This window comes from Azonexus fungiphilus (assembly GCF_003634965.1).
Classification (GTDB): domain Bacteria; phylum Pseudomonadota; class Gammaproteobacteria; order Burkholderiales; family Rhodocyclaceae; genus Azonexus; species Azonexus fungiphilus.
In genome coordinates, this window is the sequence record NZ_RBXP01000019.1 from 133673 (window position 1) to 145400 (window position 11728).

Annotated in this window: 15 protein-coding genes; 10 read left to right on the top strand and 5 right to left on the bottom strand. The window is 67.3% G+C overall.

Going from position 1 to position 11728, the window contains the following annotated elements; translation table 11 throughout:
• Position 1: 1 nt before the first annotated feature.
• Both DFR40_RS15520 and purB read right to left on the bottom strand, forming a co-directional pair.
• Entirely contained in the window at positions 2 to 196 is a 195-nt protein-coding gene (locus tag DFR40_RS15520; RefSeq protein WP_121459410.1) for a hypothetical protein, read from the bottom strand.
• Positions 196 to 1563 (bottom strand): adenylosuccinate lyase, encoded by a 1368-nt coding sequence (gene purB, locus DFR40_RS15525; RefSeq protein WP_121459411.1) that lies wholly within the window; start codon positions 1561 to 1563, stop codon positions 196 to 198. The genes DFR40_RS15520 and purB overlap by 1 nt, the downstream gene beginning before the upstream one ends.
• A gap of 94 nt (positions 1564 to 1657) precedes the next feature.
• On the opposite strand from purB, the gene DFR40_RS15530 reads away from it, so the two are divergent.
• Both DFR40_RS15530 and DFR40_RS15535 read left to right on the top strand, forming a co-directional pair.
• On the top strand, positions 1658 to 2266 hold the full coding sequence (locus DFR40_RS15530; RefSeq protein WP_121459412.1) for a glutathione S-transferase: 609 nt from the start codon (positions 1658 to 1660) through the stop codon (positions 2264 to 2266).
• Positions 2267 to 2375: 109 nt separating this feature from the next.
• Positions 2376 to 2948 carry an HD-GYP domain-containing protein gene (locus DFR40_RS15535; protein WP_121459413.1) on the top strand — a complete coding sequence of 191 codons (573 nt, stop codon included), beginning with the start codon at positions 2376 to 2378 and terminating at the stop codon, positions 2946 to 2948.
• A 6-nt stretch (positions 2949 to 2954) separates the two neighbouring features.
• Here the strand turns inward: DFR40_RS15535 and mnmA are convergent, their stop codons facing one another.
• From mnmA to DFR40_RS15550, 3 genes are read right to left on the bottom strand one after another with little or no spacing between them, the layout of a single operon-like run.
• The gene (mnmA, locus tag DFR40_RS15540; protein WP_121459414.1) at positions 2955 to 4052 is read right to left on the bottom strand and encodes a tRNA 2-thiouridine(34) synthase MnmA; all 1098 of its coding nucleotides are present in this window, start codon (positions 4050 to 4052) and stop codon (positions 2955 to 2957) included.
• Entirely contained in the window at positions 4045 to 4593 is a 549-nt protein-coding gene (locus DFR40_RS15545) for a hypothetical protein (protein ID WP_121459415.1), read from the bottom strand. Before DFR40_RS15545 ends, mnmA begins: the two co-directional genes overlap by 8 nt.
• The gene (locus DFR40_RS15550) at positions 4593 to 5039 is read right to left on the bottom strand and encodes an NUDIX hydrolase (protein WP_211329817.1); all 447 of its coding nucleotides are present in this window, start codon (positions 5037 to 5039) and stop codon (positions 4593 to 4595) included. Before DFR40_RS15550 ends, DFR40_RS15545 begins: the two co-directional genes overlap by 1 nt.
• 90 nt (positions 5040 to 5129) lie before the next feature.
• On the opposite strand from DFR40_RS15550, the gene DFR40_RS15555 reads away from it, so the two are divergent.
• The 8 genes from DFR40_RS15555 (at position 5130) to DFR40_RS15590 (ending at position 11726) form a co-directional block, all read left to right on the top strand.
• Positions 5130 to 6050 carry a branched-chain amino acid transaminase gene (locus DFR40_RS15555; protein WP_121459417.1) on the top strand — a complete coding sequence of 307 codons (921 nt, stop codon included), beginning with the start codon at positions 5130 to 5132 and terminating at the stop codon, positions 6048 to 6050.
• A 22-nt stretch (positions 6051 to 6072) separates the two neighbouring features.
• Entirely contained in the window at positions 6073 to 6261 is a 189-nt protein-coding gene (locus tag DFR40_RS15560) for a zinc-finger domain-containing protein (RefSeq protein WP_121459418.1), read from the top strand.
• 36 nt (positions 6262 to 6297) lie between these two features.
• A complete protein-coding gene (waaF, locus tag DFR40_RS15565) occupies positions 6298 to 7311 on the top strand; it encodes a lipopolysaccharide heptosyltransferase II (RefSeq protein WP_121459419.1) in 1014 nt (337 codons plus the stop codon).
• Complete coding sequence (locus tag DFR40_RS15570; protein WP_121459420.1) at positions 7308 to 7739, top strand: YybH family protein; 432 nt, start codon at positions 7308 to 7310, stop codon at positions 7737 to 7739. The genes waaF and DFR40_RS15570 overlap by 4 nt, the downstream gene beginning before the upstream one ends.
• Positions 7736 to 8692, top strand: coding sequence for a YheT family hydrolase (locus DFR40_RS15575; RefSeq protein ID WP_121459421.1), 957 nt, complete (start codon positions 7736 to 7738; stop codon positions 8690 to 8692). Before DFR40_RS15570 ends, DFR40_RS15575 begins: the two co-directional genes overlap by 4 nt.
• Before the next feature lie 9 nt (positions 8693 to 8701).
• The gene (locus DFR40_RS15580; RefSeq protein ID WP_121459422.1) at positions 8702 to 10081 is read left to right on the top strand and encodes a phosphomannomutase/phosphoglucomutase; all 1380 of its coding nucleotides are present in this window, start codon (positions 8702 to 8704) and stop codon (positions 10079 to 10081) included.
• Between the two features lie 9 nt (positions 10082 to 10090).
• Positions 10091 to 11338 (top strand): EAL and HDOD domain-containing protein, encoded by a 1248-nt coding sequence (locus tag DFR40_RS15585; protein ID WP_121459423.1) that lies wholly within the window; start codon positions 10091 to 10093, stop codon positions 11336 to 11338.
• 91 nt (positions 11339 to 11429) lie between these two features.
• Complete coding sequence (locus DFR40_RS15590; protein ID WP_121459424.1) at positions 11430 to 11726, top strand: hypothetical protein; 297 nt, start codon at positions 11430 to 11432, stop codon at positions 11724 to 11726.
• Positions 11727 to 11728: the final 2 nt, after the last annotated feature.

Consider the following 11728-nt stretch of genomic DNA (forward strand, 5'->3'; position numbering starts at 1 on the left):
GTCAGTTCGTCTTGCGTTTGTTCAGGAACAAGCCGAGGGCAACGCCGCCGCCGGCGGTGGCCAGCGGCAGGAGCATGAACGGCAGGCTGGGAGCCGGCGCCTCGACGGCGAGCAGCCGCCAGGTCACGACGGCCAGCCCCAGTGCCAGGCCGAGGGTGCCGCCCTTGAGGGCGGCATTGATCGCCGGCATCGACATCAGATGCGCTTGGCCAGTTCGGCGGCCTTGCCGGTGTAATCCCAGGGCGTCAGCTTGAGCAGCTCGGCCTTGGCGGCTTCCGGGATATCCAGCGTGGACACGAAGGCCTGCATGCCGTCGCGCGAGACGCGGGTGCCGCGGGTCAGTTCCTTGAGCTTTTCGTAGGCGTTGGCCACGGCGTAGCGGCGCATCACCGTCTGGATCGGCTCGGCGAGCAGTTCCCAGTTGGCGTCGAGGTCGGCCTTCATCAGGTCGGCGTTGATTTCCAGCTTGCCCAGGCCCTTCAGCAGCGAGTCGTAGCCGAGCAGCGTGTAGCCGAGGCCGACGCCCATGTTGCGCAGCACCGTGGAGTCAGTCAGGTCGCGCTGCCAGCGCGAGATCGGCAGCTTCTCGGCGAGGTGCTTGAGGACGGCGTTGGCCAGGCCGAGGTTGCCTTCCGAGTTCTCGAAGTCGATCGGATTGACCTTGTGCGGCATCGTCGAGGAGCCGATTTCGCCGGCCTTGACCTTCTGCTTGAAGAAACCGAGCGAGATGTAGCCCCAGACGTCGCGATCGAGATCGACCAGGATGCTGTTGGCGCGGGCAAAGGCGTCGAACAGTTCGGCCAGCGCGTCGTGCGGCTCGATCTGGATGGTGTAGGGATTGAAGGTCAGGCCGAGCGATTCGACGAAGCGCTTGGCGAAGCCTTCCCAGTCGTAGCCGGGGTAGGCCGCCAGGTGGGCGTTGTAGTTGCCGACCGCGCCGTTGATCTTGCCGAGCAGCTCGACCTGGGCGATGCGGGCGCGGGCGCGCTGCAGGCGGTAGGCGACGTTGGCCATTTCCTTGCCCATCGTCGACGGCGTCGCCGGCTGGCCGTGCGTGCGGCTCATCATCGGGATGTCGGCGTAGGCGTGGGCCAGTTCGCGCAGCTTCTCGATGACCTTGTCCAGCGTCGGCAGCATGGCCTGTTCGCGGGCGCCCTGGCACATCAGCGCGTGCGACAGGTTGTTGATGTCTTCGGAGGTGCAGGCGAAGTGGATGAATTCGCTGACCTTGACCACTTCGGCATTGCCCTTGGTCTTGTCCTTGATCCAGTACTCGAGCGCCTTGACGTCGTGATTGGTGGTCGCCTCGATGGCCTTGACCTCGGCCGCCTGGGCCGGACCGAAGCCGGCGACGAGCGCGTCGAGCTCGCTGACGGTCGACGGCGAAAAAGCGGCAATTTCCGTGAAATGCGGCTCGGCGGCGAGCGCCTTCAGCCATTCGATCTCGACCTTGAGACGGGCGCGGATCAGGCCGAACTCGGAAAAATGCTCGCGCAGGGCATCGACCTTGCCGGCGTAGCGGCCGTCGAGCGGGGAAATGGCGGTCAGGGGATTGAAGTCCATAAAAACATCCTTATCGTTGAGGGCGTGATTTTACCCGCCCGACCACGGCCCGCGCCATACGCTATAATCGGCCACCCCAATCCAAGAGCATGCGATGAAGCTGATCGGCACCCACACCAGCCCCTACGTCCGCAAGGTCCGGATCGTCCTGGCTGAAAAAAAGATGGAATACGACTTCGTGATCGACTCGCCGCGCCAGGCCGGCAGCTGCGTGCCCGACATCAATCCGCTCGGCCGCATCCCGGCCCTGGTGCTCGACGACGAAACGCCGCTGTTCGACTCGCGGGTGATCGTCGAACACATCGACAACATCACCCCCAACAACAAGCTGCTGCCGGCCCCCAACCGCGAGCGCACCGAAGTCAAGCGCTGGGAGGCGCTGGCCGACGGACTGTGCGACGCCGCCGTCAGCGCGGTGATGGAAGGCCTGCGCCCGAAGAAGGAACAAAGCGCCGACTGGATCGCCCGCCAGCGCGAGGTGATCGACCGTTCGCTGCGCTTCATGGCGACGCACCTCGGTGAAAAGAGCTTCTGCATGGGCACCCATTTCTCGCTCGCCGACATCGCCGTCGGCGCCGCGCTCGGCTACCTGTGCCTGCGCTTTCCGGACATCGCCTGGCAGGAAAGCCACCCCAACCTTGCCCGCCTCTACGACAAGCTGATGCAGCGCCAGTCGTTCATCGACACCGTGCCACAGACCTGAACCGGCGCTGACGCGGATCGCCCGGGCGCCGTTGCGGCGCCCTTTTTTTGCCCGGAACCCGAGACCGCCATCGGCGGTCAAAACCGACTTGTTCCTTTCGATCGCTCCCATGCACCGGATTCTCAACTCGCTCTGCACCGCGCTCAACGAGCGCGACGGCGACACCCACGCGCACTGCAACCGGGTCGTCGCCCTGGCTCAGGAACTCGGCCGGCACATCGAGCTCGACAGCCATGAACTCGCCCTGCTCGGCCTCGGCGCCGGCCTGCACGACATCGGCAAGATCGGCATCCCCGACCGGGTGCTGCACAAGCCCGGCCGCTTTGCCGAAGACGAACTGGAAACGATGCGCCGCCACCCGCTGATCGGCGAACGCATCGTGCGGGCGATCGCCGACGAACGGGCCGCCGAGGTCGCCCAGGTGGTCCGCCATCATCACGAGAACTTCGACGGCTCGGGCTATCCCGACGGCCTGCGCGGCACCGCCATTCCGCTGTTCGCGCGGATCGTCTCGCTCACCGACAACTACGACGCGATGGCGGCGCCGCGCCCCTATCATCCGGGACGCAGCCACCGCGAAATCATCGACATCCTGTCCGGGCCGGACGCCGAGAAGTTCGACCCCGACCTGCTGCACGCCTTCCGGCACGTCATCGAGCGCTCGCCGATGCGCGCCGGCTGACGCCGCCTAGCGGATCACCCCGCCGCCGAGACAGACCCGGCTTTCGTAAAGCACCACCGACTGGCCGGGCGTCAGCGCCCACTGCGGCTCGGCGAAGCGGATCGTGCAGGCTTCGCCGTCGACCGCCTCGACATGACAGGGCTGGTCGCTGGTCCGGTAGCGCGGCTTGGCGGTATACACCCAGTGGGTGTGCGGCGCCTGCCCGGACACCCAGCTCAGCTGCTCGGCGACCAGGTCGTCACGCAGCAGTGCCGGATGATCATGGCCCTGGACGACGTAGAGCACGTTCTTCTCCATGTCCTTGCCGGCGACGAACCAGGCGTCGTGATCGCCGCCGCCGGGCTGGCCCTTCTCCTTCAGGCCGCCGATGTGCAGCCCCTTGCGCTGGCCGATGGTGTGGTACATCAGGCCGTCGTGGCTGCCCAGCACCTTGCCGTCGTCGAGACGGCGGATTTCGCCCTGCTTCGGCGGCAGGTAGCGGCTGAGGAAGTCCTTGAACGGCCGCTCGCCGATGAAGCAGATGCCGGTCGAATCCTTCTTGGCGGCGACGTGCAGGCCCTCGGCCTCGGCGATCCTGCGCACTTCGCGCTTGTAGATGTCGGCCAGCGGGAACAGCGTTTTCGACAGCTGCGCCTGGTTCAGGCGATAGAGGAAGTAGCTCTGGTCCTTGGTCCCGTCCTCGGCCTTGAGCAACTGGAACTTGCCGTCGAACTCGCGCACGCCGGCGTAGTGGCCGGTGGCGATCTTCTCGGCGCCCAGTTGCAGGGCGTGATCGAGGAAGGCCTTGAACTTGATCTCCGAGTTGCACAGGATGTCCGGATTCGGCGTCCGCCCGGCCTGGTACTCGCGCAGGAACTCGGCGAACACCCGCTCGCGGTACTCGGCGGCGAAGTTAACCACCTCGACGTCGATGCCGATGACGTCGGCAACGCTCATCACATCGACCAGGTCCTGGCGCGACGAGCAATACTCGTCGTTGTCGTCGTCTTCCCAGTTCTTCATGAACAGGCCGATCACCTTCCAGCCCTGGCGCTTCAACAGCAACGCCGCGACCGACGAATCGACGCCGCCCGACAATCCCACTACCACGGTTCCCTTAGACATCGGGCCCAGCCCCTTTCTTCCATTCGTCCAGCGGCAGGATCACCGCCGGTTCTCCGTTGTTCACAAACCAGCTGTCGACGACGAAACGCTCGCCGTCATCAGCCTCGATCACTGCCGACCAGTGGCTCGCCACCAGCCCGAGAAAATAGCGCGGCTGCACCGCCAGCACCTTGTGCCAGCGCAGGTAGCCGAGCGCCTCGAGGCGGCCGAGCAGGCGCGTCGTCGAGGTCGAGTGGTCGATGCAGTCCATCTTCCCCGGCACGTGCCCGTCGGCATAGTTGCCGCCGCGGTCGTTGCGGATGTCCGACTGCTCGCCGGCCCAGCCGTAGAGCCGGCCGACCGCCTCGGCGAGCCGTTGCCGCTCGTCGGCGGCGTCGGCCGCGCTCGCCAGCAGGCGCCGCACCTCGCCGAGCTGACCGGTCGAATAGCGGATCTCGGCCTGGGCGATGCAGCCGTAGCCGTAGCAGATGCTGACCATCTCGTCGGCGACGCTGACGGTCGACAGCCAAAACAGGGCAAAAATCCCGGCCCGGCGCAACATCAGCCGTAATGCACCAGCAATTCGAGCGGATAACGCCTGCCGGCCAGGTAATCCTCGCAGCAACGCAGGATCAACGGGCTGCGATGGCGCGCCTGCGTTGCCCGCACTTCGTCGAGCGTCAGCCAGCGGGCACCGACGATGCCATCGTCGAGCGGCCGCCCGGCCTCGTAGCCGCGCAGCTCGCCGGCGAAGGCGAAGCGCAGGTAGGTGATGTCCTTCGCCGGATGCTTCCAGTGGTAGATGCCGACCAGGTGCGTCGGCTTGAAGTGGTAGGCGGTTTCCTCGAGCGCCTCGCGCACCACCGCATCGACCAGCGCCTCGCCCGGCTCGAGATGGCCGGCCGGCTGGTTGAAGGCCAGCCCGGCCTCGGTTTCCTCCTCGACCAGCAGGAATTTGCCATCGCGAAAAACGACGGCGGCGACAGTCACGTTCGGCTTCCAGATCATCTGCTGCACCCAGCGTCAAAAGCGTTATTTTAGCCGCTGATTTCGGCTAAAATCGTCGCCTTTCAAGAGAGCATCACGGAGACTCCCACCATGTCCATGTCGGATCGCGACGGTTTCATTTGGCAGGATGGCAAGCTCGTGCCCTGGCGCGAAGCGACCACCCACGTCCTCACCCACTCCCTGCACTACGGCATGGGCGTCTTCGAGGGCGTGCGCGCCTACAAGACCGAATCCGGCACCGCGATCTTCCGCCTCAAGGAGCACACCGAGCGCCTGTTCCGCTCGGCACACATCTTCCAGATGCAGATGCCGTACTCGCAGGAAGAACTGAACGAGGCGCAGAAGGAAGTCATCCGCGCCAACAAGCTCGAATCCGGCTACCTGCGTCCGCTCGCCTTCTACGGCTCGGAAAAGATGGGCGTCTCGCCCAAGGGTGCCAAGGTGCACGTGATCATCGCCGCCTGGCCGTGGGGCGCCTACCTCGGCGAGGAAGGCCTGCAGCGCGGCATCCGCATCAAGACCTCGTCCTACACCCGCCACCACGTGAACATCACGATGGTCCGCGCCAAGGCCTCGGGCAACTACATGAACTCGATCCTGGCCAACAACGAGGCCACCACCGACGGCTACGACGAAGCCCTGCTGCTCGACCCGGAAGGCTATGCCTGCGAAGGCGCCGGCGAGAACCTGTTCATCGTCAAGAACGGCACGCTGTACACGCCGGACCTGACCGCCTGCCTGGAAGGCATCACCCGCGCCACGGTCATGCAGCTGGCTGGCGAACTCGGCATCAAGGTCGTCGAGAAGCGCATCACCCGCGACGAAGTCTATTGCGCCGACGAAGCCTTCTTCACCGGCACCGCCGCCGAAGTGACCCCGATCCGCGAACTCGACAACCGCCAGATCGGCGTCGGCTACCGCGGCCCGATCACCAAGGCGCTGCAGGAAAAGTACTTCGACGTCGTCTACGGCCGCTCGGCCGCACACGCCGACTGGCTGGCCCACGTCTGATCCAAGCCCAGGGGAGAGAAGCATGTCCGACAAGAAAACCGTCGAAGTCACCGCCGCCGACCTGCCGCTGCACTGCCCGCAGCCGGGCTCGGCGCTGTGGAGCCAGCATCCGCGCGTCTTCCTCGACGTGCTCAAGACCGGCGAGGTGGTCTGCCCCTACTGCAGCACCCGCTACGTCTTCGCCGGCGAGGCCCCCAAGGGCCATCACTGAGAACGGGACGGCGGGCACGACACCCGCCGTTTTCACATGAAGAAAGCCCTCATCGTCGCCCCCTCGTGGATCGGCGACACGATCATGGCGCAGCCGCTGTTCGCACGCCTCGTCGAACGCCACCCCGGCCTGCAGCTCGATGCCCTGGCACCGCGCTGGGTGGCGCCGGTGCTGCGGCGCATGGACGAGATCGGCGACATCGTCGACAGCCCCTTCGGCCACGGTCAGCTGGCGCTCAAGGCGCGCTGGCGACTGGCCCGCGAACTGGCGGCGCGCGACTATGACGCCGTCTGGGTCCTGCCCAATTCGCTGAAATCGGCGCTGGCCCCTTTCCTGGCCGGCATCCCGCAGCGCGTCGGCTTCACCGGCGAGTCGCGCTACGGGCTGATCAACGTCCGCCACACGCTCGACAAGGCAGCCCTGCCGCTGATGCTCGAACGCTTCATGCAACTGGCCGAAACGCCGGGAAGGCCGGTGCAGCGGCCGCTGGCCTACCCACGTTTACGGTCGACCGCGGAAAACCGGCAAAAAACCCTGGCGGCGCTGGCGATCGAGGCACCGCCGCGGATCGTCGCCTTCTGCCCGGGCGCCGAGTACGGCCCGGCCAAGCGCTGGCCGGCCGCGCACTTCGCCGAACTGGCGCGGACCCTGGCCGGACGCGGCTACGCCGTGTGGCTGTTCGGCTCGCCCAAGGACCATGCGGTCGCCGAGGAAATCGCCACGCTGGCACCGGGCTGCTGCCGCAACCTGTGCGGCGCGACCAGTCTCGACCAGGCGGTGGACCTGCTTGCCCTGGCCGACTTCGTCGTCTGCAACGATTCCGGCCTGATGCACGTCGCCGCCGCCGTCGACCGGCCGATCGTCGCCCTCTACGGCTCGTCGTCGCCCGGCTTCACGCCGCCGCTCTCCGACCGTGCCGAGATCCTCAGCCTGCAACTCGACTGCAGCCCCTGCTTCAAGCGCGACTGTCCGCTCGGCCATCTCGACTGCCTGAACCGGCTGTCGCCCGCACAAGTCGCCGCCGCCTGCGAGAAATGGATACAGCCATGAGCCAGCCGATCACCCTCGCCTCGCCGGATGACGTCGAGAATGCCTTCTACGACGCCCTCGCCGGCGGCGACGCCGACCTCCTGATGCACTACTGGTGCGAGGATGAGGAAACCCTGTGCGTGCATCCGACCGGCGTCCGCCTGACCGGCATCGTGCCGATCCGCGAAAGCTGGCGCAGCATCTTCGGCAACGCCCGCATCCGCATCGAGCGCGACCGCGTCGCGCAATGGCAGGGCACGGTGATGGCGGTGCACCACCTGACCGAAATCCTCTTCGTCGGCGACGACCCGTCGCCGCACGGCCCGCTGCACGTGACCCACGTCTATGTCCGCGGTGCCCACGGCTGGCGGCTGGCCAGCCGCCACGCCTCGGCCGCCGACGACGGCCACCAGGCGATGGCCGACGCCCTGCCGCACACCCTGCATTGAAGCCGTTCCGCGCGCCCGCCTGGCTGCCCGGCGGCCATCTGCAGACGCTCTGGCCGCTGCTCATCAAGCCGCGGCCGCTGCCCTTGCGCCGCGAGCGCTGGCCGACGCCGGACGGCGACTTCATCGACGTCGATTTCCTCGACGCCGACGCCGGGGCACCGACGCTGGTACTCTTCCACGGCCTCGAGGGCAGTTCGCGCAGCCATTACGCGATCGCCACCGCGCGCGCCTGCAAGGCCGCCGGCTGGCGCCTGGTGCTGCCGCATTTCCGCGGCTGCTCCGGCGAACTCAACCGCCAGCCGCGCGCCTACCATTCCGGCGACAGCGACGAGATCGACTGGATCCTGCGCCGCGTCCAGGCCACCCACGGCGGTCGCCGGGTACACGCCGCCGGCGTCTCGCTCGGCGGCAACGCGCTGCTCAAGTGGGCCGGCGAACGCGGCGCCAGCGCCGCCGACGTGGTCACCGGCGTCGCCGCGATGTGCGCGCCGCTCGACCTCGCCGCCTGCGGCCATCACCTGGCGCGCGGCTTCAACCGCGTGTACACCCGGCACTTCCTGGCCACGCTGAAGCGCATCTCCGGCGAACGCCTGCGCCGCTTTCCCGGGCTCTTCGACGAAACCCGGATGCGCCGCGCCGCCAACCTGTGGCAGTTCGACGACGCCGTCACCGGCCCGGTGCATGGCTTTGCCGGCGCCGACGACTACTGGCGGCGCTGTTCGGCCAAGCCCTTCCTGAAATCGATCGTCGTCCCGACGCTGGCGGTCAACCCGAAAAACGACCCGTTTTTGCCCGCCCGCTTCCTGCCCGGCAACGCCGACGTCGCCGCCTGCGTCCGCCTCGAGCAGCCGGCCGGCGGCGGCCACGTCGGCTTCGTCGGCGGCGGCTTTCCGGGACGGCTGGACTGGCTCCCGCAAAGGCTCTTACACTTCTTCCTTTTTGAAACGTCATAAGCGCCCATCATGAGCCAAGCCCTCCCCGCAGAAATCTTCAAGGCCTACGACATTCGTGGGATCGTCAACAAATCGCTGACCGCCGATGTCGTCCGCCGGATCGGCCAGGCGCTCGGCACGCTGGCGCTTGAACAGGGCCAGACGGCGATCGCGGTCGGCCGCGACGGCCGCCTCTCGGGACCGGAACTGGCCGGTGCGCTGATGGACGGGATCATGGCCGCCGGCTGCGACGCGATCGACGTCGGCTGCGTGCCGACCCCGCTGACCTACTTCGCCGCCTACGAGCTCGGCTGCAACTCCTGCGTCTCGGTCACCGGCAGCCACAACCCGCCCGACTACAACGGCCTGAAGATGGTCATCGCCGGCACCACGCTGGCCCTCGACGCGATCCAGGACCTGAAGCGCCGCATCGAGGCCGGCCAGGTGCGCAGCGGCCAGGGCAGCCAGCGCAGCGCCGACGTCGTCGGCGCCTACATCGCCCGCATCGTTGCCGACGTCAAGCTGGCCCGCCCGCTGAAGATCGTCATGGATTGCGGCAACGGCGTCGCCGGCGCGGTCGCCCCGGAACTCTTCGCACGTCTCGGTTGCCAGGTGCTGCCGCTGTATTGCGAGGTGGACGGCAACTTCCCCAACCACCACCCGGACCCGTCGAAGCCGGAAAACCTCAAGGACGTGATCAAGGCGCTCCAGGAAACCGACGCCGAACTGGGCATCGCCTTCGACGGCGACGGCGACCGCCTCGGCGTCGTCACCAAGGACGGCGAGATCATCTATCCGGATCGCCAGCTGATGCTGTTCGCCGCCGACGTCCTCTCGCGCGTGCCCGGCGGCACCATCATCTACGACGTCAAATGCACGCGCCTGCTGGCGCCGTGGATCAAGCAACACGGCGGCGTGCCGCTGATGTGGAACACCGGCCACGCGCTGGTCAAGGCCAAACTCAAGGAGACCGGCGCCCCGCTGGCCGGCGAGATGAGCGGCCACACCTTCTTCAAGGAGCGCTGGTACGGCTTCGACGACGGCCTGTACACCGGCGCCCGCCTGCTCGAGATCCTGAGCCGCTCGGCCGACGCCAACGCGCCGCTGAAAAACCTGCCGAATTCGCCGTCGACCCCGGAACTCAACATCAAGATGGCCGAGGGCGAACCCTTCGCGCTGATCGACAAGCTCAAGGCCGCAGGCAAGTTCGACGGCGCCGAACAGATCGTGACCATCGACGGCGTGCGCGTAGAATACAAGGACGGCTTCGGTCTGGCCCGGCCCTCGAACACGACACCGGTCGTGGTCCTGCGCTTCGAGGCCGACGACGCCGCCGCGCTGGCACGCATCCAGGCCGCTTTCCGGCAGGCCCTGAACGCAGTCTGGCCGGGGATTCAACTACCCTTCTAAGGAGACTTCGTGAGCGACGCCGCCGATCAGCTTTTCCTCGGACGCCAACCCATCCTCGACCGCGACCAGCGGCTGCACGCTTACGAACTGCTCTTTCGCAACGGTAGCGGCAATGCCGCCGCCGTCACCGACGGCGTTGCCGCCACCGCCACGGTGATCGCCAACGCCTTCGCCGAACTCGGCGTCGCCGCCGCGCTCGGCGACTGCCGCGGCTTCATCAACGTGGACGAGGAATTCCTGTTCAGCGACATGCTCGAACTGCTGCCGCGCCAGTCGGTGGTCCTCGAAATCCTCGAAACGGTGCCGCCGACGCCGGCGGTGATCGACCGCTGCCGCGCGCTCAAGGCGGCCGGCTTCACGCTGGCGCTCGACGACGTGGTCCAGCTCGCGCCGCAGTTCGCCGAACTGCTGGCGCTGGTCGACATCGTCAAGATCGACATCCAGCCGCTCAGCCGGGTCGAGCTGATGCAGCTGGCGATCAAGCTCAAGCCGAGCGGCAAGATCCTGCTTGCCGAGAAGGTCGATGCCCGGGAACAGATGGAGCAATGCATGAAGCTCGGCTTCGCGCTGTTCCAGGGCTATTACTTCGCCAAGCCGACGATCATTGCCGGGCGCAAGCTCGACCACTCGCAGCTGTCGCTGATGAAGCTGATGGGGCTGCTGCTCTCCGACGCCGACACCAGCGAGATCGAACAAGCGCTGAAGCCGGAGCCGGGTCTGACGGTCAACCTGCTGCGCATGACCAATTCGGTCGGCGGCGGCGCCAGCGAGACAATCACCTCGCTCGGCCACGCCATCGCCGTGCTCGGCCGGCGCCAGCTGCAGCGCTGGCTGCAGCTGCTGCTCTTCGCTTCCGGCAGCCAGGGCGGCACCGCCAGCCCCCTGCTGCAGATGGCGGCGACGCGCGGCCGGCTGATGGAACTGCTCGCTGCCGAAATCCGTCCCGGCGACGCGGCCTGCGCCGACCAGGCGTTCATGGTCGGGATCATGTCGCTGATGCCGGTGCTGGTCGGCCAGCCGATCGCCGAGATCGTCGCCCCGCTCGGCCTGGCCGAAGAGGTCAAGGCAGCGCTGTGCACCGGCAGCGGCCTCCTCGGCGAACTGCTGGCGCTCGCCGAATGCAGCGAAAGCGGCGACGTGGACCGCCTGCGCCGGCATTTCGACAGCCTGCCGGGACTCGGCCTGAAGGCCCTCAACCGCGCCCAGACCGAAGCCCTGCAATGGACCGCCAGCATCGGCCAGGACAAGGCCGGCTGAGCAAGGTTACAAACCGGCGCGAAGCGCACACAGACCGCGCCGCGGCAATCCGCGACAATGCTCGCCTGAACGACGCCAGGAAACGATCCGCATGAACCCCTACGCCAATCCCTTCGCCCGGCCGCCGCAAAGCCTCGCCGGGCGCATCGTCGCCTTCATCCTGACCGGCGCGCTGCTGGTCCTCGCCTTCATGTTCTCGCTGGTCGCCCTGGCCGTCGCGGCGGTGGGCGGAGTGATCTTCGCCGGCTGGTTCTGGTGGAAGACGCGCGCGCTGCGCAAGGCGATGCGCGCCGCGGCGCCGGTCGGCGCGGCCGGCCCGGTGCCCGGCGGCGATTTCATCGACGGCGAATGCGTCCGCGAAGTCGCCGACGACCGCCTGCTGCGCTGAAC